The organism is Klebsiella sp. CD33, assembly GCF_051992865.1.
Taxonomy (GTDB): Bacteria; Pseudomonadota; Gammaproteobacteria; order Enterobacterales; family Enterobacteriaceae; genus Klebsiella; species Klebsiella pneumoniae.
This window is the reverse complement of the sequence record NZ_CP197023.1, coordinates 404,321-426,245: the sequence shown is the minus strand read 5'-3', so window position 1 is coordinate 426,245 and position 21,925 is coordinate 404,321. Positions and strand designations below refer to the sequence as shown.

Genomic DNA, 21,925 nt, shown 5'->3' with positions numbered 1-21,925 from the left:
ACATTGTTTGATAACCCAAATGCGATTACCAGGGTTCATATTGAACCGGCCGTCAACTTTGACAGGCCCGCGCATTATACGCAAATTCTGGCGCGACGCAAGTGCTGTTTAGAAAATCATCACCAGGATTTGCGCGCCTTCGCGTTAGCGCGCTGTACGGGGCTGCAATGCGGAGTAAGAGCGCGGATTGTGGGATCCATTCCCGGAAAATGCCTTTTGTGCTGAACGGGAGAGGATGAGCATAGTGACGCAATGTTCATCGATCATTGCGGGGTCAACTATGCTCGCCGCCCTCCCCTTCTTGCTGTGCTATAGCGGTTTGACCGTGGCATTATGCCACCAGGATCTGCGCCACGGTCTGTTGCCCGACCGTTACACCTGTCCCCTGCTGTGGAGTGGTTTACTTTTTTATCTCTGTCTGGCGCCGCACCAGCTGCATGATGCCGTCTGGGGGGCGATAGCGGGCTATCTCTCTTTGGCTGCGATTTACTGGCTATACCGCGGTATCCGCGGCTATGAAGGATTGGGTTATGGAGATATAAAATATCTTGCCGCCCTCGGCGCCTGGCATGGCTGGCGGTTACTGCCGCAGTTGGTCCTGGTTGCCTCGCTACTCGCCGGCATAGCGTGGGCAGGAGCAGGTTTATACGCCAGTTGCGGCGGGAGGAGCAAATGGAGAAGAAGCAACCCGCTGCCGTTTGGGCCATTCCTGGCGGCCGCGGGTTTTTGGTGCGGGTGGCAGACGCTGGCTAGTCTGACACTTTGATCTGCGACTGCAGGTAATTTTGCAGACCGATTTTGCCAATCAAATCGAGTTCGGTTTCCAGCCAGTCGATATGGCCTTCTTCATCCGCCAGGATCTCAATCATCATATCGCGGCTGACGTAGTCATGGACGCTGTCGGCATAGGCAATAGCCTCACGCAAATTTTGCGCCCCTTCCAGCTCCAGCCTCAAATCGGACCGCAGCATCTCTTCCACATCTTCACCGATGCCAAGTTTGCCGAGATCCTGCAGATTAGGGATACCTTCGAGAAAAAGAATACGCTCGATATACTTATCGGCGTGCTTCATTTCGTCGATGGATTCGTGGTACTCAATATCGTTGAGGCGCATCAGGCCCCAATTTTTAAACATTCTCGCATGAAGAAAGTACTGATTAATTGCGACTAGCTCATTTCCCAATAATTTATTGAGATAACTTATGATTTTGACATCACCTTTCATTATATAGTCCCTCCGCTTCCACTCATTGAAGCGTAGTCCGGCCTATAGGGATGTCAAAAGAGAAGCGTGGACTTCAGGCGATTTCTTTGAATTCCGGCATGGTGGTTAATTCATCTTCCATCACTTCACGCGCGGCACGAACACACTTACCGCATTGATTTCCCACGGGAACAAACTTACGTAATTGCTGAAAAGATTGCGGTTGAAACTGGCGCACAACCTGACGAATTTTTTTATCGCTGACGCCATTGCACAAACAAACGTACATAGAAACTCCCGTTCAATTTATGCACAAATATTAAATGAGAATGGTTATGATTACAATAGACCATTTGCTCATTATCCGCCGCAACGCACGATATGAATAGCCAGCAAAAATCCGTTTTTCGCTGAATGACAGACAGCAAAAAGGGCGCCGAAGCGCCCTTTTTAATTCAAAGCTAACGAATTAGCCCAGAACTTTAGCTACAACGCCCGCGCCAACGGTACGGCCGCCTTCACGGATTGCGAAACGCAGACCGTCGTCCATCGCGATCGGGTGGATCAGGGTAACAACCATTTTGATGTTGTCGCCCGGCATTACCATCTCTACGCCTTCCGGCAGTTCGATGGTGCCAGTCACGTCAGTAGTACGGAAGTAGAACTGCGGACGGTAGCCTTTGAAGAACGGAGTGTGACGGCCGCCTTCATCTTTGGACAGGATGTACACTTCAGATTCGAACTTGGTGTGCGGGTTGATGGTGCCCGGCTTAGCCAGTACCTGACCACGTTCGATTTCTTCACGTTTGATACCACGCAGCAGAACACCTACGTTCTCACCAGCACGGCCTTCGTCCAGCAGTTTGCGGAACATTTCAACGCCAGTACAGGTGGTTTTCGCGGTTTCTTTGATACCAACGATTTCAACTTCTTCACCTACTTTGATGATACCGCGCTCTACACGACCGGTAACAACGGTACCACGACCGGAGATGGAGAATACGTCTTCGATCGGCAGCAGGAACGGCTTGTCAATCGCACGCTCTGGTTCCGGGATATAGGTATCCAGGTGGCCAGCCAGTTCGATGATTTTCGCTTCCCACTCTGCGTCGCCTTCCAGCGCTTTCAGAGCAGAACCACGAACGATCGGGGTGTCGTCGCCCGGGAAATCGTACTGAGACAGCAGTTCACGAACTTCCATCTCAACCAGTTCCAGCAGCTCTTCGTCATCAACCATGTCGCATTTGTTCAGGAACACGATGATGTACGGAACGCCTACCTGACGACCCAGCAGGATGTGCTCACGAGTCTGCGGCATCGGGCCGTCAGTCGCAGCAACAACCAGGATCGCGCCGTCCATCTGCGCAGCACCGGTGATCATGTTTTTAACATAGTCGGCGTGGCCCGGGCAGTCTACGTGCGCGTAGTGGCGAGTCGGGGTGTCATATTCAACGTGAGAGGTGTTGATGGTGATACCACGAGCTTTTTCTTCCGGCGCGTTATCGATCTGGTCGAATGCGCGAGCAGAACCACCGTAGGTTTTAGCCAGAACGGTAGTGATGGCAGCAGTCAGGGTAGTTTTACCATGGTCAACGTGGCCGATAGTACCAACGTTGACGTGCGGTTTTGTACGTTCAAATTTTTCTTTAGACACGGCTATATTCCTTACTATAGTGCTCTCCCCTTCGGAGAGAGCACGGGACTTAGGTTTTAATCCTGTGGATTATTTACCACGGGCTTCAATAACGGCCTGAGCAACGTTGTTCGGCGCATCATCATACTTCAGGAATTCCATGGTGTATGATGCACGACCTTTGGTCAGAGAACGCAGCTGAGTTGCATAACCGAACATTTCGGACAGCGGTACTTCAGCGTGGATCTTAACGCCGGTTACTTCGGATTCCTGACCGCGCAGCATACCGCGACGACGGCTCAAGTCACCGATAACGTCACCAGTGTTCTCTTCCGGAGTTTCTACTTCAACCTTCATGATCGGCTCAAGCAGAACTGGTTTTGCTTTCTTAAAGCCTTCTTTAAAGGCAATAGACGCAGCCAGTTTAAACGCCAGCTCAGAGGAGTCAACGTCGTGGTAAGAACCGAAGTGCAGACGGATACCCATATCAACTACCGGGTAACCTGCCAGCGGACCAGCTTTCAGCTGTTCCTGGATGCCTTTATCAACGGCCGGGATGTATTCGCCAGGAATTACACCACCTTTGATGTCGTTGATGAACTCGTAACCTTTCGGGTTAGAGCCCGGCTCCAGCGGGTACATGTCGATCACAACGTGACCGTACTGACCACGACCACCAGACTGCTTGGCGTGTTTACCTTCGATATCGGTAACTTTCGCGCGAATCGCTTCACGGTAAGCAACCTGAGGTTTACCGACGTTCGCTTCAACGTTGAATTCACGCTTCATACGGTCAACGATGATGTCGAGGTGCAGCTCACCCATACCGGCGATAATGGTCTGGTTAGACTCTTCGTCAGTCCATACGCGGAAAGACGGGTCTTCTTTAGCCAGACGACCCAGAGCCAGACCCATTTTTTCCTGGTCAGCTTTGGTTTTCGGCTCAACGGCGATGGAGATTACCGGCTCAGGGAATTCCATACGCTCTAGAATGATCGGCGCATCCGGGTCACACAGGGTGTCACCAGTGGTTACGTCTTTCAGACCGATAGCAGCAGCGATGTCGCCCGCGCGAACTTCTTTGATCTCTTCACGTTTGTTAGCGTGCATCTGAACGATACGACCGAAACGCTCACGTGCAGCTTTCACGGAGTTCAGTACGGTATCACCAGAGTTAACCACACCGGAGTACACGCGGAAGAAGGTCAGGTTACCCACGAACGGGTCGGTAGCGATTTTGAACGCCAGTGCAGAGAACGGCTCGTCGTCGCTTGCGTGACGCTCAGCCGGGGTATCTTTACCGTCGTCCAGGATACCGTTGATCGCAGGTACGTCAACCGGGGATGGCAGGTAATCAATTACCGCATCCAGCATCGCCTGAACGCCTTTGTTCTTGAACGCAGAACCACAGGTTACCAGGATGATTTCGTTGTTCAGAACGCGCTGACGCAGAGCTTTTTTGATCTCTTCTTCAGTCAGTTCTTCACCACCCAGGTATTTTTCCATCAGCTCTTCAGAAGCTTCAGCTGCGGATTCGATCAGGTTCTGGTGCCATTCATCAGCCAGGTCCTGCATGTCAGCCGGGATATCTTCGTATTCGAAGGTTACGCCCTGGTCTGCATCGTTCCAGTTGATGGCTTTCATTTTCACCAGGTCAACAACGCCGGTGAAACCTTCTTCAGCACCAATTGCCAGCTGCAGCGGAACCGGGTTCGCGCCCAGACGGGTTTTGATCTGACCAACAACTTTCAGGAAGTTAGCGCCCATGCGGTCCATTTTGTTAACGAACGCGATGCGCGGAACTTTATATTTGTTTGCCTGACGCCATACGGTTTCAGACTGCGGCTGAACACCACCAACTGCGCAGTAAACCATTACCGCACCATCAAGAACACGCATGGAACGTTCTACTTCGATAGTGAAGTCAACGTGCCCCGGGGTGTCGATGATGTTTACGCGGTGCGGTTCATACTGTTTGGCCATACCAGACCAGAATGCAGTAGTCGCAGCGGAAGTGATGGTGATACCACGTTCCTGCTCCTGCTCCATCCAGTCCATGGTAGCGGCGCCGTCATGAACTTCACCGATTTTGTGGTTTACACCGGTGTAGAACAGAATACGTTCGGTAGTAGTGGTTTTACCGGCGTCGATGTGCGCACTGATACCGATGTTACGGTAGCGTGCGATGGGTGTTGTACGAGCCATTTGATTCCTCGTTTATTTCTTTAGGCGTTCAGTTAAGTTATCCAGAGCGGGCGACTCATCTGAAGCGCCCGCCTGGTGACTATGACTCCGAAGGGATTACCAACGGTAGTGAGCGAACGCCTTGTTGGCTTCGGCCATACGGTGAACGTCTTCACGTTTCTTAACTGCAGTACCTTTGTTGTCTGCAGCATCAGTGAGTTCGTTCGCCAGGCGCAGAGCCATGGATTTATCACCGCGTTTACGAGCAGCTTCAACGATCCAACGCATTGCCAGGGCATTACGACGGACCGGACGAACTTCAACTGGAACCTGATAAGTAGAACCACCTACGCGGCGGGACTTAACTTCGACAGTCGGGCGCACGTTTTCGAGCGCAACTTCGAAGGCTTCCAGTTCAGATTTACCAGAACGCTGAGCCAGGGTCTCCAGCGCGCTGTATACGATAGTTTCTGCAGTAGATTTTTTACCATCTACCATCAGGATATTGACAAATTTAGCCAGCAGTTCTGATCCGAACTTCGGATCCGGCAGAATTTTACGCTGACCAATGACGCGACGACGTGGCATGGAAATACTCCGTTGTTAATTCAGGATTGTCCAAAACTCTAAGAGTTTAGTATGACATTAAGATAAATCAGTTTGGCCTTACTTAACGGAGAACCATTAAGCCTTAGGACGCTTCACGCCGTACTTGGAGCGAGCCTGCTTACGGTCTTTAACGCCGGAGCAGTCAAGCGCACCACGAACGGTGTGGTAACGAACACCCGGAAGGTCTTTAACACGACCGCCACGGATCAGGATCACGGAGTGCTCCTGCAGGTTGTGACCTTCACCACCGATGTAGGAGGTGACTTCGAAACCGTTAGTCAGACGCACACGGCAAACTTTACGCAGTGCAGAGTTCGGTTTCTTAGGAGTGGTGGTATATACGCGAGTACATACGCCACGTTTCTGCGGGCAGGCTTCCAGCGCTGGCACGTTGCTCTTTGCAACTTTGCGCGCGCGTGGTTTGCGTACCAGCTGGTTAATTGTTGCCATTAAATAGCTCCTGGTTTTAGCTTTTGCTTCGTAAACACGTAATAAATCGCCTCATATATTATGAGGACGCAGAATTTTAGGGCGGTGCCGAAAAGGTGTCAAGAAATATACAACGATCCCGCCATCACCAGGCCAACTGACCGGCATGTTTGACTGTGAGTCTGACGAAATCAGTATAGCTAACCCTGCCGACACTGTCCGCAATTTGACCAGCCAGCCCGCGGGCGTCAACGTCGTCTTGCAGCACGTATAGGGTTATGGGGGCGGATTGCAGGATCTCAAGGAAGCGACCATCGGCGATGGCCGCGGTGACGCCGTCAGACAGTAGTACCAGATCGTCGCCGTGCTCCATCAAACGAAGCATCGCTGCGATGTCGGCATGCCAGGGGGAAACACTGAGCGTATGGAGCATGGGGGCCTCAGAAACGCAAAATCACATCAAATTCATGCAGACGGGCGCGCAGGGCATCCGGCGCCAGGCATTCGACATCCACCACCCACGGGGTCGCGGGATCCAGGCCGCGCTCTCGCGCTGAGTCGGCGCACAGCCAGCACTGGTCGATATCATATAGCGACAGCAATTTAAAGGTAGCGATGTAGTCGCGGGCCAGCACAGCGCCAGGCCGCTGTTCGGGTAACAGCTGAAACACGCCGTCGCCCACAAAAAACACGCCAATATCGTCGGTGAGCGCGGAGGTTGCTAATAAGGCATCGAGGCCTTCCCTGCCAGCGGCGCTGCCGTGCGGCGCAGAGGAAAATACAAAAGCCACACGTTTCATCAGAACTGCACCATCCGATCGCAAGTAAGCGCCGCTTCCGCTAGCGCGCCGAGCCCGCTCAAGGTAAAACCCGGCTGCAAATTGTGGCCAGGCAGAGCGAGCTGTTGCGCTTCGCGTTCGTCCGTTACGCCACGACGCAGGGCGGCCGCCACGCAGATATGCAGCGCGACGCCGTGCTCATCGTGGAGGGATTGCCACCCGCGCACCAGATCGAACTCATCGCTGGCGGGCGCCGTCAACTGGTTAGCGTTAAGCACGCCTTCGCGATAGAAAAAAACGCACGCCAGCTCATGGCCTTCCTGCAGCACGGCCTGGGCAAATTGCCAGGCGCTGCTCGCCTGCTGCGTGCCATAGGCTGGGCCGGTCACCGTGAGGGCAAAACGCATTACTTATCCAGCCCCTGGAAATCGCCGCTTTTGAACTGGCGAATATAGAGGTAAACGGTGTGCTTGGAGATGTTCAGACGATCGGCTACCTGGTTAATAGCGTCTTTAATATCGAAGATCCCTTTCTCATAGAGATTCAGCACGATTTGACGGTTTTTCGCATTGTTAGACACGCTGCGATCGGCATTCACCTCTTCAATGGTGAACTCCAGCGTCTGGGCGACCAGATCGTCTACCGAAGAAGCAAAGTTCACCGGCGAGTTCACTTCAGGCGTTTCTGGCGGAATAAAGGTGCTCATGATCTGGGAAAACGGCACATCCAGATTCATGTTGATACACAGCAGACCAATCACCCGGTGATCGCGGTTGCGAATGGCAATCGTCACCGACTTCATCAGTACGCCGCTTTTAGCACGGGTAAAGTAGCATTTGGAAACGCTGCTATCGGCGCCCGTCATATCGTGCAGCATGCGCAGCGCAAGATCGGTAATCGGTGAACCGATTTGGCGGCCGGTATGTTCACCATTGGCGATACGGATGGCAGAGCATTTCAGATCCTGCAAAGAATGCAGCACGATTTCACAGTGCGAACCGATGAGCATCGCCAACCCGTCCACTACCGCTTCATAAGATTTGAGAATATCGAAATCGGTCTGGTCAAAGGGACGTTGATCCAGCAGGTCAAGCTCGCTGGTTTCATTGGTTAAAAGCGACCTGGACATGAAAAAAAGCACTCCTTTTCAGGAGCCTGTCGTTATTGTCAGGGCAGGCTCATCATCATTATTAAGCTATCTAAAGTAATACAGCGCCTGAGGATCTTTCCAGTTTTAATTATATCTGCGCTCAATAAAAAAGCCGCCGCCTCTGACGAGACGGCGGCCTGAACCTGATTACTTCTTAGCGTCAGCTTTCGCGTCCGCGGCTTTCGCATCGCCTGCGGCTTCCGGCTGTGCATCTGCCTTCGGCGCCGGTTTGATATCCAGCAGTTCTACATCAAAGACCAGCGTAGAGTTGGCCGGGATGCCCGGGACGCCAGTTTTACCGTAGGCCAGGTCCGGCGGAATAACCAGCTTGATTTTGCCGCCTTTCTTGATGTTCTTCAGGCCTTCAGTCCAGCCCGGGATCACGCCGTCGAGACGGAAAGAGAGCGGCTCGCCGCGAGTATAAGAGTTATCAAACTCTTTACCGTCGATCAGGGTACCTTTGTAGTTTACCACCACGGTATCACTGTCTTTCGGCGCATCGCCAGCGCCTTCTTTCTCGACTTTATACAGCAGGCCAGTTTTTGAGGTTTTCACGCCCTTCTCTTTGGCAAAGTTGTCACGGAAAGCTTTGCCTTTGGCTTCGTTCTCAGTGGCGTCTTTTTCCATTTTCTGCTGAGCCGCGGTCTTCACGCGCGTTTCAAAGGCCTGCAGAGTCTGTTCGATCTCCTGGTCGGACAGTTTGCTCTTATCGGCAAACGCGTCCTGTACGCCGGCGATCAGCTGGGATTTATCCAGCTTAATGCCCAGCTTCTCTTGTTCTTTCAGGGAGTTTTCCATGTAACGCCCCAGGGACGCGCCCAGCGCATAGGCCGATTTCTGATCGTCATTTTTAAATGCCGATTTACTCTCAACCGCCGGGGCTGCCTTCGTTGCCGTATCTGCAGCGAAGGTCAGCGGTGCATTCAGGGCGACGGCCATTGTGGTCGCCAGCAGCGTTACTTTAAACAGTGATTTCATCCATTTCTCCAGGGCCGGGGCCTCTCGCCCCAGGGTTATCGTAAAAAGCAAAAAACGTACTATAGAACGTTGCCATTAAAATCTACATACGGACGTTCCTGAATATCGCCTCTTTTAGGACTATTTTTGTATGAATAAGTTTCCTGTACGGCGCAGCGATGCTGCGCGCCAGGGGAAACTTAAGTAGAATCCGCCCGCAGGATCAGACTAAAGAGGTTACCCATGCACGATAGCACATTAGAAACGCGCCTTGCGGAGCTGGAAAGCCGGCTGGCGTTTCAGGAAATCACCATCGAAGACCTCAACAAAACCGTGACCGCCCACGAGATCGAGATGGCGAAGATGCGGGAGCATATGCGTCTGATGATCGAGAAGCTGAAGGCGACCCAACCCTCCCATATCGCCTCCCAGGCGGAAGAGACGCCACCGCCGCACTATTGAGGCGTAAAAAAAGCGGGTTTCCCCGCTTTTTTGTCGTCTTCGTGCCGAAGCGCAAAGATTAGTGGCAGCCGCAGCCACCGTGGCCGCCGCAGCCGCCTTTACCATGGTCGTGACCATGATCGTGGCCGTGGCCGCCGCAGCAACCGTCATGACCATGGTCATGATCGTGATCGTGGCCATGCGCGCCGTGCACGTGACCGTGCTCCAGCTCTTCCGCAGTCGCTTCGCGGATGGCGACGACTTCCACATTAAACTTCAGGTTCTGGCCAGCCAGCATGTGGTTGCCATCAACCACAACGTGGTCGTCTTCAACTTCAGTGATTTCTACTGGTACCGGACCCTGATCGGTTTCCGCCAGGAAGCGCATGCCAACCTGCAGTTCATCAACGCCCATGAAGACGTCTTTCGGTACACGCTGCACCAGGTTTTCGTCATACTGACCGTAAGCGTCGTTAGCGCCGACGGCAACGTCAAATTTGTCGCCCACTTCGTGGCCATCCAGCGCGTTTTCCAGGCCGGAAATCAGGGAGCCGTGACCGTGCAGGTAATCCAGCGGCGCGCTTACCGGAGACTCATCAACCAACACACCGTCTTCTGTACGTACCTGATAGGCCAGGCTGACCACCAGGTCTTTTGCTACTTTCATGATATCTCCTGAGATGGGAAGAATAGTGGCGCAGATTGTAGCGGAATTCTGCTGCCGTGTACCCTTTAGCTTAAAAAAAGCCGACGGATAACGCTAGTCGGGATGAAAAATGCCAATCACCTGCTCCTCTTTGCGTACATGCTCACGGGCCTCTTTATCTGCCTCACGCATCTGATGACCGCATTTAACGCACTCAACAACATCGACATTATTCTCACGCCACATTGCCAGCGAATCCTGCGCCTGGCACGCCGGACATTTCGCCCCGGCAATAAAACGTTTACGCACTGCCATAAGATTTACCTTTATTCAAACTCGTCCCAGCCGTCCAGCTGCCGGCTCTCTTTCTGCATTTCGCGCTGGAAAATCTCTTCCAGTTCGCGCCGGGCCTCCCGCACGCGTGATATCTGTACCGTATCAGTATGCACTGGCATTAGCTCGCGCAGCATTCGCATATCGAGGCGTCGGAAGTGCAGCTGCGCGCGCTGGGCCTGGTGAGGATGCATCCCGAGGGTGATGAGCGCTTTGCGCCCCAGCTCCAACGCACTGGAGAAAGTTTCACGAGAAAACTGCGTCACGCCGGCCTGCAGCAGCTCATGCGCCTCAACGCGCCCGCGAGCGCGGGCCAGAATATGCAGATGTGGAAAGTGTTGTTGACACATTTCCACCAGCCGCATGGTATCTTCTGGCTCATTACAGGTGATGACGATCGACTGCGCCTCTTCCGCTCCCGCCGAGCGCAGCAGCTCCAGCTGGGTGGCATCGCCAAAATAGACTTTATAGCCATAGTTGCGCATCAGATTTACCGCGCTGATGTCCCGCTCCAGTACCGTAATACGCATCTTATTGGCCATCAGCAGGCGACCAATGACCTGACCAAAGCGACCAAACCCGACAATAATCACCTGCGGCTTGTCATCCTCCACCCACGGCGCCTCACCGGTATCGTCCGCCGGGTTCAGCCGTCGCGACAATAGCTTATCTATCCCCTTCATCAGCAGCGGCGTCGTCATCATCGACAACGTTACCGCAACCAGCAGCAGCGCCATCTGGTCGTGCTGAAACAACCGCTGAGAGGCGGGCAGTGAAAAGAGGACAAACGCGAACTCGCCGCCCTGGCTTAATACGCCCGCGAACTGCATCCGCTCGGAACTTCGCAGGCCATAGAGACGGGCCAGCAGATAGAGCACCAGCATTTTTACCGCCACCAGCACCGCCACGCTCACCGCCACCCACAGCAGATGGGTATACAGTACGCCAAGGTTCAGCGCCATGCCGACGGAAATAAAGAACAACCCGAGCAGCAGCCCCTTGAACGGATCGATAGCGATCTCCAGTTCGTGGCGATACTCACTTTCCGCCAGCAGCACGCCGGCAATAAAGGTGCCCAGCGCCATCGACAGCCCCAGCGCCTCCATAAACAGGGCAGATCCGAGGACCAACAGCAGCGTGGCGGCAGTGAACACCTCCCTGACCCCCGAGCTGGCGATAAAACGGAACACCGGCCGCAGCAGATAGCGTCCGCCAATCAGCATCCCGGCAAAGGCCAGGACCTTCATGCCGACCGTCAACCAGTTCACATGCTCATCCGCTGAACCGGCCAGCAGGGGCACCAGCGCCAGCGCCGGGATCACCGCCAGATCCTGAAACAGCAGCACCGAAAAGCCTAGCTGTCCCGCTTCGCTGCGGCTCATTCCCTTCTCACGCATCAGCTGCAGCGCCATGGCGGTGGAAGACATCGCCAGGCCGATCCCGCCGACCACCGCCGCCTGCCATGAAAACCCGGTCGTCATCAGCAACCCACCGAGGATCGCCGCGCTGAGCATCACCTGCGCCGCGCCAACGCCGAAGATGGAGCTCCGCAGTCGCCATAGCTTGGCGGGATTGAGCTCCAGGCCGATGATAAACATCAGAAACACTACGCCGAGCTCAGAGAAATGGAGAATTTCATCCACATCGCTGATAAACCCGAGCCCCCACGGACCAATGGCGATCCCGGCCAGCAGATAGCCCAGCACCGCGCCAATCCCCAGTCTTGAAGCCAGAGGGACGGCGATGACGGCCGCGAACAAAAACAACACCCCCGCCAGCAGCAAATCAGATCCCGCCATGGACACCTCCGGCGGCGATGGGGTTGGCCAACCAGTCCCGGTAGGCCAGGGCGCGGCTGCGCAGCTCCTCTGGCTGCTGCCTCCGGGCCCAGTAGACGATAATGGGGCTCATCCAGTGCATACGGCACATGCCGGCGGTCAGTTCAAAAGGACGTAAAATATCGTTCATCGGATAGCGATTAGCATCGCGACGGTAGGCGCTCTCAGGCTCGCCGGTAGTGATCACGCTGCGCCAGTACTTTCCCGCCAGTTCGTTCCCTCCGGCGCCGCTGGCGAAGCCGCGGCTTAACACACGATCCAGCCACTCCTTAAGCAGCGCCGGACAGCTCCAGGTATATAAAGGGTGCTGGAAAACAATCACCTCATGCTGGCGCAGCAGGTCCTGTTCGTAAGCAATATCGATAAAAAAATCCGGATAGTGCGCGTAGAGATCGTGCACGGTGACGTTCGGCAACTGTAAGGCCGGCTCTAATAAAACCCGGTTGGCCACGGAATCCTGAGATTCTGGGTGGGCATACAGCAGCAACACTTTCGCTGTCTGAGACATCATTCCCCTCCCGTAGGTCTTCTGGCGGCCTGCACAGCCCCGGCGTTTTGACACAGCCAGAATGACTTTGTGTATCGTCTTCGTTTTGGGCTACCATGGCGGCCCGGTGAAGCGATTCGCTTCCACACTACATTATCATAATGACAAATTAACATAGTCTGAACATACGGCGCCTTATGATTGTTTTCTCCTCGTTACAAATTCGTCGCGGCGTACGCGTCCTGCTGGACAACGCCACCGCTACCATCAATCCTGGTCAAAAGGTCGGTCTGGTGGGGAAAAACGGCTGCGGGAAATCGACGCTGCTATCGCTTTTGAAAAACGAGATAAGCGCTGACGGCGGCAGTATGACCTTTCCCGGCAACTGGCAGCTGGCCTGGGTGAATCAGGAAACCCCGGCGCTACCGCAGCCGGCAATCGATTATGTCATTGACGGCGATCGAGAGTATCGCCAGCTGGAGGCCGCGCTCCAGCAGGCTAACGAACGCAATGACGGTCATGCTATCGCCACCGTCCACGGTAAGCTGGACGCCATCGACGCCTGGACTATCCGTTCGCGCGCCGCCAGCCTGCTGCACGGTCTGGGGTTCAGCAATGAACAGCTTGAGCGGCCGGTCAGCGATTTTTCCGGCGGCTGGCGTATGCGCCTTAACCTCGCCCAGGCGCTGATCTGCCGCTCCGATCTGCTGCTGCTCGATGAACCGACTAACCACCTCGATCTCGATGCGGTGATCTGGCTGGAGAAGTGGCTGAAGGGCTATACGGGAACGCTGATCCTCATCTCCCACGATCGCGATTTTCTCGATCCTATCGTCGACAAAATTATCCATATCGAACAGCAGACAATGTTTGAGTACACCGGCAACTACAGTTCGTTTGAAGTGCAGCGCGCCACCCGCCTCGCTCAGCAGCAGGCGATGTACGAAAGCCAGCAGCAGCGCGTCGCGCACCTGCAAAGCTATATCGATCGCTTCCGTGCCAAAGCCACCAAGGCCAAGCAGGCGCAAAGCCGGATCAAAATGCTGGAGCGGATGGAGCTTATCGCTCCGGCGCACGTGGATAACCCGTTCCACTTCAGCTTCCGCCAGCCGGAGAGCTTGCCTAACCCGCTGCTGAAGATGGAGAAAGTCAGCGCCGGCTACGGCGAGCGTATTATTCTCGACTCCATCAAGCTTAACCTGGTGCCGGGCTCGCGTATCGGCCTGCTGGGCCGCAACGGCGCCGGGAAGTCGACGCTGATTAAGCTCCTGGCAGGCGAACTCCAGCCAGTAAGCGGCGAGATCGGCCTCGCGAAAGGCATCAAGCTCGGCTACTTCGCCCAGCATCAGCTGGAATTCCTGCGCGCCGATGAGTCGCCGCTGCAGCACCTGGCGCGTCTGGCGCCGCAGGAGCTGGAGCAGAAGCTGCGTGATTATCTCGGCGGCTTTGGTTTCCAGGGCGATAAGGTGAGCGAAGAAACCCGCCGCTTCTCCGGTGGAGAAAAGGCGCGCCTGGTACTGGCCCTGATCGTCTGGCAGCGCCCTAACCTGCTGCTGCTCGATGAACCGACCAACCACCTTGACCTCGATATGCGTCAGGCCTTAACCGAAGCGCTGATCGACTTTGAAGGGGCGCTGGTGGTCGTATCGCACGATCGGCACCTGATCCGTTCCACCACTGACGATCTGTACCTCGTCCACGATGGTAAAGTCGAGCCGTTCGACGGCGATCTGGAAGATTATCAGCAGTGGCTCAGCGACTCGCAAAAACAGGAGTCCCAGAGCGGCGAGGCGCCAAAAGAGAGCGGCAATAGCGCCCAGGCGCGCAAAGACCAGAAGCGTCGGGAAGCGGAGCTGCGCAGCCAGACCCAACCGCTGCGCAAAGAGATCGCCCGTCTGGAAAAAGAGATGGACAAGCTCAACGCGCAGTTGGCCGGTGCGGAAGAAAAACTTGGCGACAGTGAGCTTTATGACGCCTCACGTAAAGCCGAGCTGACCGAATGCCTGCAGCAGCAGGCCAGCGCGAAGTCCGGGCTGGAGGAGTGCGAGATGGCCTGGCTGGAGGCCCAGGAGCAGCTGGAGCGCATGCTTCAGGAAGGCTAAACTCTTCCTCTTCATCCTGCCTGCGCGTACGCTGCCGCTGGCAGGGTGGGTTTCTGCCCTCTTCATGGCCTGGCCATCAGCGACATCAATGATTTGTTTTTGCTGTAAGCTGGCGTCACTGGCCGCAAGACCACATATTGGCTAACCCCCTGCATGCCCTGCGCGGTATAGTCATCATCAAGTTTATTAATTGTTCTGGTGCTATGGTTGAAATCATCCCCACAGACATGACGCCCCCCGAAAACGATTCGCGTGAGTTCCATCCGATGCGCGGCGTGGGCAATCGTCATCTGCAAACCATGCTGCCGCGGCTGATTCGCCGTAAATTGCGCTTTACCCCGCACTGGCAGCGCCTTGAGCTGCCGGACGGCGATTTTGTCGATCTGGCCTGGAGCGAAGACCCGCACCAGGCGCGCCATAAGCCGCGCCTCGTCGTTTTTCACGGCCTGGAAGGCAGTCTGCACAGCCCGTACGCCCATGGTCTGATCCACGCGGCGATGCAGCGCGGCTGGCTGGGCGTGGTGATGCATTTCCGCGGCTGCAGCGGCGAACCTAACCGCAATCACCGCATCTATCACTCCGGCGAAACGGAAGATGGCACCTGGTTTTTGCACTGGCTGAAGCGCGAGTTTGGTCCCGCGCCGACCGCGGCCGTCGGCTATTCGCTGGGCGGCAATATGCTGGGCTGCCTGCTGGCAGAGGAAGGCGACCGCTGCCCGCTGGATGCGGCGGTGATCGTCTCCGCGCCTTTCATGCTCGAAGCCTGCAGCTATCATATGGATAAGGGCTTCTCGCGGGTTTATCAGCGCTATCTGCTCAATCTGTTAAAAGCCAACGCTTCACGCAAGCTGAAAGCGTACCCGGGCTCGCTGCCCGTCGATTTACGCCAGCTCAAAGGGATGCGCCGCATCCGGGAATTTGACGATATGATCACCGCCAAAATCCATGGCTTTGCCGATGCGCTGGATTATTACCGGCAATGCAGCGCCATGCCGCGGCTCAGCGATATCACTAAGCCGACGCTCATCATTCACGCGAAAGACGATCCGTTTATGGATCACCACTCTATTCCGCCGCAGGAGCAACTGCCCGCGAACGTAGAGTATCAATTGACCGAGCAAGGCGGCCACGTTGGCTTTGTCAGCGGCACTCTGCGTAAACCGGAGATGTGGCTGGAAAGACGCATTCCCGACTGGTTAAACCGCTGGCTGGAGGTTCCCGTATGATTATTCCCTGGCAGGATCTGGATCCCGAAACGCTGGATAACCTGATTGAAAGCTTTGTGTTACGTGAAGGCACCGATTATGGTGAACATGAACGTTCACTTGCCGATAAAGTCGCCGATGTAAAACAGCAGCTGAAACGCGGAGAGGCGGTCCTTGTGTGGTCGGAACTGCATGAGACAGTCAATATTATGCCGCGCGCGCTGTTTAACGGCTAAGGCGACGCCACTACATCGTTTAACCAGGGAGTTGTTATGTCTGCCAAACATCCGGTGATCGCCGTCACGGGCTCCAGCGGCGCGGGCACTACCACCACCAGCCTTGCCTTTCGCAAAATCTTCGCGCAGCTAAATCTGCACGCCGCGGAGGTGGAAGGCGATAGCTTTCATCGCTACACCCGCCCGGAAATGGACATGGCGATCCGTAAGGCGCGGGATCAGGGCAAACATATCAGCTACTTTGGCCCGGAGGCGAACGACTTCGGCCTGCTGGAGCAGACCTTTGTCGACTATGGTCGCCACGGCAAAGGTCAGTCGCGGAAATACCTCCACACCTATGACGAAGCCGTGCCGTGGAATCAGGTGCCGGGGACCTTTACCCCCTGGCAGCCGCTGCCGGAGCCGACAGACGTGCTGTTCTATGAGGGGCTGCACGGCGGGGTTGTCACGCCGCAGCATGATGTCGCCAGCCATGTCGACCTGCTGGTCGGGGTGGTGCCTATCGTTAACCTCGAGTGGATCCAAAAGCTTATTCGCGACACCAGCGAACGCGGCCACTCCCGGGAGGCGGTGATGGACTCGGTCGTCCGCTCGATGGAAGATTACATCAACTTCATTACCCCGCAATTTTCCCGCACCCATATCAACTTTCAGCGCGTGCCGACGGTGGACACCTCCAACCCGTTTGCCGCCAAAGCGATCCCCTCGCTGGACGAGAGCTTTGTGGTGATCCATTTCCGCAATCTGCAGAATATCGATTTCCCCTGGCTGTTGGCGATGCTGCAGGGCTCGTTTATCTCGCACATGAACACCCTGGTGGTGCCGGGCGGTAAAATGGGGCTGGCGATGGAGCTTATCATGACGCCGCTGGTCGAGCGCCTGATGGAAGGCCGTAAGATAGGCTAACCAAAAAACCCCGGCCTGGCCGGGGTTGAGATTCGATACAACGGCAGGCGAAGACTACGCCTCGATCACTTCATAGGAGTGAGTGATGTTCACCGCTTTTTCCAGCATCAGCGCCACCGAGCAGTATTTCTCTGCCGACAGGTCCACCGCCCGGGAGACCGCGGCATCTTTCAGCGCCTTGCCGGTGACGATAAAATGCAGATTAATATGCGTGAACAGACGCGGAGCCTCTTCGCGACGCTCGGAGGTCAGCTTCACTTCGCAATTGGTCACGTCGTGACGACCTTTTTGCAGAATGGAGACCACATCGATCGCACTGCAACCGCCCGCCGCCATCAGCACCATCTCCATCGGGCTGGGAGCCTTATCCCCGGAGTTGCCATCCATCAGAATCTGGTGTCCCGATGCGGACTCCCCGATAAAGGTTAACCCTTCTACCCATTTCACACGCGCTTGCATAAAATTTAACTCCAGTATCGCAATATTCCTGTCAGATTACGCGCACATAACAATTCTCGCAACGGAAGGCGACCTGCGTCATGCTGAAGCGAGACACCAGGAGACATGCGGCGAAAGCTATGCTAAAACAGTCTGGATGCTACAGTAATACATTGATGTACTGCATGTATGCAGAGGAGTTCACATTACGGGCTGTCGAAAAATCATCAGCCAGCTTCCCAGGTATAGGGAAACAATACGATTGCATGCCCGGACGCCGTGTAGTGTCGGCGCCCGGAGATAGCTTATAACAGAGGATAACCGCGCATGGTGCTTGGCAAACCGCAAACAGACCCTACCCTTGAATGGTTCTTGTCTCATTGCCACATTCATAAGTACCCATCAAAGAGCACGCTGATCCACCAGGGTGAAAAAGCAGAAACGCTGTACTACATCGTTAAAGGCTCCGTGGCTGTACTCATCAAGGATGAAGAAGGTAAAGAGATGATCCTCTCCTACCTCAACCAGGGCGATTTCATCGGTGAATTAGGCCTGTTTGAAGAGGGTCAGGAGCGTAGCGCCTGGGTACGGGCGAAAACCGCATGTGAAGTGGCCGAAATCTCTTATAAGAAATTCCGTCAGCTGATCCAGGTGAACCCGGACATTCTGATGCGTCTCTCTTCGCAAATGGCTCGCCGTCTGCAGGTCACGTCTGAGAAAGTGGGCAACCTGGCCTTCCTCGACGTGACGGGCCGTATCGCCCAGACGCTGCTGAACCTGGCGAAGCAACCGGATGCCATGACCCACCCGGACGGTATGCAAATTAAAATTACCCGCCAGGAAATTGGTCAGATCGTCGGCTGCTCTCGTGAAACCGTTGGTCGTATTTTGAAAATGCTGGAAGATCAGAACCTGATTTCCGCGCACGGTAAAACCATCGTCGTCTACGGCACCCGTTAAGTTGCTAAGCGGCGTATTGCTCCCGCAGTACGCCGTTTTTGTTTTTCCCTCATGTGGCGCAGGCTGATTTACCACCCGGAAGTCAACTATGCACTGCGGCAAACGCTGGTGCTGTGTCTGCCCGTGGCCATCGGTCTTCTGCTCGGCCATCTCCAGCAGGGGCTGTTATTTTCCTTAGTCCCCGCCTGCTGCAACATTGCCGGTCTTGATACCCCGCATAAGCGCTTTTTCAAACGCCTGATTATCGGCGGCTGCCTGTTTGCCGGATGCAGTCTGGTGGTGCAGTTGCTGCTTGCCCAGTCGATACCCCTGCCGTTTATTCTCAGCGGCCTGGCGCTCTTGCTCGGCGTTACCGCGGAGATCAGTTCGCTGCACGCGCGGCTGCTGCCCGCGTCGCTGATCGCCGCCATCTTTACCCTGAGCCTGGCGGGCAATATGCCCATCTGGGAGCCGCTGCTGATCTACGCCTTCGGCACGCTGTGGTACGGCGTGTTTAACTGGTTCTGGTTCTGGCTGTGGCGCGAACAGCCGCTACGGGAGTCGCTTAGCCTGCTTTACCGGGAGCTGGCGGACTACTGTGAAGCCAAATACAGCCTGCTGACCCAGCATACCGATCCCTCGACCGCCCTGCCGCCGCTGCTCACCCGCCAGCAGAAAGTGGTCGATCTGATTACCCAGTGCTATCAGCAGATGCATATGCTGGCCGCTAACCAACGCAACGATCATAAGCGCCTGCTGCGGGCGTTTCAGATGGGGCTGGATCTGCAGGAGCATATTTCGGTCAGCCTGCATCAGCCGGAAGAGGTGCAAAAGCTGGTGGAACGCAGCCATGCCGAAGCGGTGATCCGCTGGAACGCGCAGACCGTCGCCGCCCGCCTGCGCGTGCTGGCGGATGACATGCTCTATCATCGCTTTCCAAAGCGCTTTCAGATGGATAAACAGATCGAGGCTCTGGAAAAGATCGCCAGACAACATCCGGATAACCCGGTCGGCCACTTCTGCGCCTGGCACTTCAGCCGCATCGCCCGGGTGCTGCATACCCAGCGCCCGCTGTATGCCCGGGACCTGATGGCCGACAAAGAGCGTCGTTTACCGCTATTGCCCGCGCTAAAGAACTACCTGTCGCTAAAATCGCCCGCGCTGCGCAATGCCGCCCGCATCAGCGTGATGCTGAGCGTCGCCAGCCTGATGGGCAACGCCCTGCACTTGCCTAAGCCCTACTGGATCCTGATGACGGTGCTTTTCGTCACCCAGAACGGCTATGGGGCCACCCGGGTGCGTATTGTTCACCGGGCGGCAGGGACGCTCGCCGGCCTGACGATCGCCGGGCTGACCTTGCATTTTCACGTTCCGGAGAGCTACACCCTGAGCGGGATGCTGCTGATTACCCTGCTCAGCTATCTGATCATTCGCAAACACTATGGCTGGGCGATGGTTGGGTTTACGGTGACGGCGGTATATACCCTGCAGCTGCTGACGCTTAACGGCGAACAGTTTATTATCGCCCGGCTGATCGACACCCTTATCGGCTGCCTGATCGCCTTCGGCGGGATGGTCTGGCTGTGGCCGCAGTGGCAGAGCGGCCTGCTGAAAAAAAACGCCCACGATGCGCTGGAGGCCGACCAGCAGGCAATTCGCCTGATCCTCAGCGCCGATCCAAAAGCCCCCGCGCTGGCCTATCAACGCATGCGCGTCAACCAGGCGCACAACGCGCTCTACAACTCCCTGAATCAGGCGATGCAGGAACCCGGGTTTAATACCCACTATCTGGAAGATATGAAGCTGTGGGTGACGCACAGCCAGTTTATCGTCGAACACATCAACGCTATGACCACCCTGGCCCGGGAGCATACGATGCTGACCCCGGATCTTGCCCAGCGCTATCTCGAATCCTGTGAGATTGCGCTGCAGCGCTGCCAGCAGCGGCTGGACAGCGATGGTCCCGGCAGCGCAGGGGATGCCAATATTATGGAGTCGCCGGAAAGCGAGGCGCCGATCGGTCCGTTAAGCACCATGGAGCAGCATCTGCAACGCATTCTGGGCCATCTGAACACCATGCACACCATTTCGTCAGTGGCATGGCGTCAGCGGCCGCACCATGGCATCTGGCTGCGGAAGATCAACCGTTAATCACCTTTGCCACCGCCTGGGCAAAGCGCGCCATCCCTTCAGTAATATCCTGCTCGTCGATGATCAGCGAGGGAACAAAACGCATCACGTCCGGCCCGGCGTTGAGCACCATGACGCCGGCGTCGGCCGCGGCATAGAGGAAATCACGCGCGCGGCCTTTGTGCTGCGGCTTGAGTTCCGCGCCGATCAGCAGGCCCATCCCGCGTATATCACTGAACAGATCAAACTCGGCATCCAGCCGCTGCAGGTGTTTGACGAATAGTTCGCGCTTCGCGCTCACGCCATCCAGCACCGCCGGGGTATTGATCAGATCGAAGGCGGCGTTGGCGACCGCGCAGGCCAGCGGGTTGCCGCCGTAGGTTGAGCCATGGGAGCCCGCATGGAAGGCGCTGGCGATCTCGTGGGTGGTCAGCATGGCGCTGACCGGGAAGCCGCCGCCCAGCGCTTTGGCGCTGGTCAGAATATCCGGGGTCACGCCGTAGTGCATATAGGCGAACAGCGAGCCGGTACGCCCCATACCGCACTGTACTTCATCAAAGACGAGCAGCGCCTGGTGCTGATCGCACAGCTCGCGCAGTCCCTGCAGAAAAGCCGGCGTGGCCGCCGTCACGCCGCCTTCGCCCTGAATCGGCTCCACCACCACCGCGCAGGTGTGGTCATCCATCACCGCTTTTACCGCCTGCAGATCGTTGAAGGGAACATGGACAATATCCGCCGGTTTTGGGCCGAAACCATCGGAATACTTCGGCTGACCGCCGACGGAAACGGTAAACAGGGAGCGGCCATGAAAGGCATTATGGAAGGCGATGATTTTGGTTTTATACGGGCTATGGCGGGTCACCGCATAGTGACGCGCCAGCTTAAAGGCCGTTTCATTGGCTTCGGTGCCGGAGTTCATAAACACCACGCGCTCGGCGAAGGTAGCCTCGACAAGTTTACGTCCCAGACGCAGCGCCGGCTCATTGGTAAAGACGTTGCTGGTGTGCCACAGCGTTTCGCCCTGCTGATGCAGCGCCGCCACCAGCGCCGGATGGCAATGGCCAAGCGCCGTCACCGCGATACCGCCGGCGAAATCGATATACTCTTTCCCCTGCTGATCCCAGACGCGGCTGCCCTTCCCCTTCACCGGGATGAATTCTGCCGGTGCATAAATTGGCAAAATAACTTCATCGAATGTGGCGCGGGTGATTGCCGGTTGTTCAGTTGCCATGTCTTACCCATCCCTCTTCGTTACGCAGATGCGATTATGATAATCTA

General features: G+C 55.8%; 25 protein-coding genes. 8 read left to right on the top strand and 17 right to left on the bottom strand.

Annotation, left to right across the window (positions count from 1 at the left end; genetic code table 11):
* Window positions 1-280: 280 nt before the first annotated feature.
* Window positions 281-766, top strand: coding sequence for a prepilin peptidase (locus ACR809_RS01970; protein WP_009484606.1), 486 nt, complete (start codon window positions 281-283; stop codon window positions 764-766).
* Here ACR809_RS01970 and bfr read toward each other — a convergent pair.
* The 11 genes from bfr to fkpA all read right to left on the bottom strand — a co-directional run bounded on the left by bfr (window position 750) and on the right by fkpA (window position 8,967).
* The gene (gene bfr, locus ACR809_RS01965; protein WP_002919971.1) at window positions 750-1,226 is read right to left on the bottom strand and encodes a bacterioferritin; all 477 of its coding nucleotides are present in this window, start codon (window positions 1,224-1,226) and stop codon (window positions 750-752) included. The two genes, ACR809_RS01970 and bfr, sit on opposite strands and share 17 nt — an antisense overlap.
* A gap of 73 nt (window positions 1,227-1,299) precedes the next feature.
* On the bottom strand, window positions 1,300-1,494 hold the full coding sequence (gene bfd, locus ACR809_RS01960; RefSeq protein WP_004152415.1) for a bacterioferritin-associated ferredoxin: 195 nt from the start codon (window positions 1,492-1,494) through the stop codon (window positions 1,300-1,302).
* A 180-nt stretch (window positions 1,495-1,674) separates the two neighbouring features.
* Entirely contained in the window at window positions 1,675-2,859 is a 1,185-nt protein-coding gene (gene tuf / locus ACR809_RS01955) for an elongation factor Tu (protein ID WP_004174069.1), read from the bottom strand.
* 69 nt (window positions 2,860-2,928) lie between these two features.
* Window positions 2,929-5,043, bottom strand: a complete 2,115-nt coding sequence (gene fusA / locus ACR809_RS01950) for an elongation factor G (protein ID WP_002920103.1) — start codon at window positions 5,041-5,043, stop codon at window positions 2,929-2,931.
* Between the two features lie 96 nt (window positions 5,044-5,139).
* Window positions 5,140-5,610, bottom strand: a complete 471-nt coding sequence (gene rpsG / locus ACR809_RS01945; RefSeq protein ID WP_002920113.1) for a 30S ribosomal protein S7 — start codon at window positions 5,608-5,610, stop codon at window positions 5,140-5,142.
* A 96-nt stretch (window positions 5,611-5,706) separates the two neighbouring features.
* A complete protein-coding gene (gene rpsL, locus ACR809_RS01940) occupies window positions 5,707-6,081 on the bottom strand; it encodes a 30S ribosomal protein S12 (protein ID WP_002920115.1) in 375 nt (124 codons plus the stop codon).
* Between the two features lie 124 nt (window positions 6,082-6,205).
* On the bottom strand, window positions 6,206-6,493 hold the full coding sequence (gene tusB / locus ACR809_RS01935) for a sulfurtransferase complex subunit TusB (RefSeq protein ID WP_002920119.1): 288 nt from the start codon (window positions 6,491-6,493) through the stop codon (window positions 6,206-6,208).
* A gap of 7 nt (window positions 6,494-6,500) precedes the next feature.
* Window positions 6,501-6,860: a sulfurtransferase complex subunit TusC gene (tusC, locus tag ACR809_RS01930; protein WP_004174061.1), complete on the bottom strand. Its 360-nt coding sequence runs from the start codon at window positions 6,858-6,860 to the stop codon at window positions 6,501-6,503.
* Complete coding sequence (gene tusD / locus ACR809_RS01925; RefSeq protein WP_002920128.1) at window positions 6,860-7,246, bottom strand: sulfurtransferase complex subunit TusD; 387 nt, start codon at window positions 7,244-7,246, stop codon at window positions 6,860-6,862. Before tusD ends, tusC begins: the two co-directional genes overlap by 1 nt.
* Complete coding sequence (locus ACR809_RS01920; protein ID WP_002920130.1) at window positions 7,246-7,968, bottom strand: helix-turn-helix transcriptional regulator; 723 nt, start codon at window positions 7,966-7,968, stop codon at window positions 7,246-7,248. The genes tusD and ACR809_RS01920 overlap by 1 nt, the downstream gene beginning before the upstream one ends.
* 168 nt (window positions 7,969-8,136) lie before the next feature.
* A complete protein-coding gene (gene fkpA / locus ACR809_RS01915) occupies window positions 8,137-8,967 on the bottom strand; it encodes an FKBP-type peptidyl-prolyl cis-trans isomerase (protein WP_108452599.1) in 831 nt (276 codons plus the stop codon).
* A 222-nt stretch (window positions 8,968-9,189) separates the two neighbouring features.
* On the opposite strand from fkpA, the gene ACR809_RS01910 reads away from it, so the two are divergent.
* Window positions 9,190-9,408, top strand: a complete 219-nt coding sequence (locus tag ACR809_RS01910; protein ID WP_002920136.1) for a protein SlyX — start codon at window positions 9,190-9,192, stop codon at window positions 9,406-9,408.
* Window positions 9,409-9,466: 58 nt separating this feature from the next.
* Here the strand turns inward: ACR809_RS01910 and slyD are convergent, their stop codons facing one another.
* The 4 genes from slyD to kefG all read right to left on the bottom strand — a co-directional run bounded on the left by slyD (window position 9,467) and on the right by kefG (window position 12,715).
* Window positions 9,467-10,054 (bottom strand): peptidylprolyl isomerase, encoded by a 588-nt coding sequence (gene slyD, locus ACR809_RS01905; RefSeq protein ID WP_002920140.1) that lies wholly within the window; start codon window positions 10,052-10,054, stop codon window positions 9,467-9,469.
* Window positions 10,055-10,147: 93 nt separating this feature from the next.
* Window positions 10,148-10,348, bottom strand: coding sequence for a YheV family putative zinc ribbon protein (locus tag ACR809_RS01900; protein ID WP_002920143.1), 201 nt, complete (start codon window positions 10,346-10,348; stop codon window positions 10,148-10,150).
* 11 nt (window positions 10,349-10,359) lie between these two features.
* On the bottom strand, window positions 10,360-12,165 hold the full coding sequence (gene kefB, locus ACR809_RS01895) for a glutathione-regulated potassium-efflux system protein KefB (RefSeq protein ID WP_004150031.1): 1,806 nt from the start codon (window positions 12,163-12,165) through the stop codon (window positions 10,360-10,362).
* A complete protein-coding gene (gene kefG / locus ACR809_RS01890; protein WP_004151401.1) occupies window positions 12,152-12,715 on the bottom strand; it encodes a glutathione-regulated potassium-efflux system ancillary protein KefG in 564 nt (187 codons plus the stop codon). The genes kefB and kefG overlap by 14 nt, the downstream gene beginning before the upstream one ends.
* A 173-nt stretch (window positions 12,716-12,888) precedes the next feature.
* On the opposite strand from kefG, the gene ACR809_RS01885 reads away from it, so the two are divergent.
* From ACR809_RS01885 to ACR809_RS01870, 4 genes are all read left to right on the top strand, one after another.
* Complete coding sequence (locus ACR809_RS01885) at window positions 12,889-14,793, top strand: ABC transporter ATP-binding protein (RefSeq protein ID WP_023313698.1); 1,905 nt, start codon at window positions 12,889-12,891, stop codon at window positions 14,791-14,793.
* Between the two features lie 227 nt (window positions 14,794-15,020).
* Window positions 15,021-16,019, top strand: a complete 999-nt coding sequence (locus tag ACR809_RS01880; RefSeq protein ID WP_024264627.1) for a hydrolase — start codon at window positions 15,021-15,023, stop codon at window positions 16,017-16,019.
* Complete coding sequence (locus ACR809_RS01875; RefSeq protein WP_002920151.1) at window positions 16,016-16,234, top strand: YheU family protein; 219 nt, start codon at window positions 16,016-16,018, stop codon at window positions 16,232-16,234. Before ACR809_RS01880 ends, ACR809_RS01875 begins: the two co-directional genes overlap by 4 nt.
* A 36-nt stretch (window positions 16,235-16,270) precedes the next feature.
* Window positions 16,271-17,140 (top strand): phosphoribulokinase, encoded by an 870-nt coding sequence (locus ACR809_RS01870; RefSeq protein ID WP_002920153.1) that lies wholly within the window; start codon window positions 16,271-16,273, stop codon window positions 17,138-17,140.
* A 54-nt stretch (window positions 17,141-17,194) separates the two neighbouring features.
* Here the strand turns inward: ACR809_RS01870 and ACR809_RS01865 are convergent, their stop codons facing one another.
* Complete coding sequence (locus ACR809_RS01865) at window positions 17,195-17,599, bottom strand: OsmC family protein (RefSeq protein ID WP_002920158.1); 405 nt, start codon at window positions 17,597-17,599, stop codon at window positions 17,195-17,197.
* Window positions 17,600-17,905: 306 nt separating this feature from the next.
* Here ACR809_RS01865 and crp point away from each other — a divergent pair, with 306 nt between their 5' ends.
* Window positions 17,906-18,538, top strand: coding sequence for a cAMP-activated global transcriptional regulator CRP (crp, locus tag ACR809_RS01860; RefSeq protein WP_000242758.1), 633 nt, complete (start codon window positions 17,906-17,908; stop codon window positions 18,536-18,538).
* A 51-nt stretch (window positions 18,539-18,589) separates the two neighbouring features.
* Window positions 18,590-20,668, top strand: a complete 2,079-nt coding sequence (locus ACR809_RS01855) for a YccS/YhfK family putative transporter (protein WP_004150035.1) — start codon at window positions 18,590-18,592, stop codon at window positions 20,666-20,668.
* Here the strand turns inward: ACR809_RS01855 and argD are convergent.
* Window positions 20,658-21,878 carry a bifunctional acetylornithine/succinyldiaminopimelate transaminase gene (argD, locus tag ACR809_RS01850; protein ID WP_004174049.1) on the bottom strand — a complete coding sequence of 407 codons (1,221 nt, stop codon included), beginning with the start codon at window positions 21,876-21,878 and terminating at the stop codon, window positions 20,658-20,660. The two genes, ACR809_RS01855 and argD, sit on opposite strands and share 11 nt — an antisense overlap.
* Window positions 21,879-21,925: the final 47 nt, after the last annotated feature.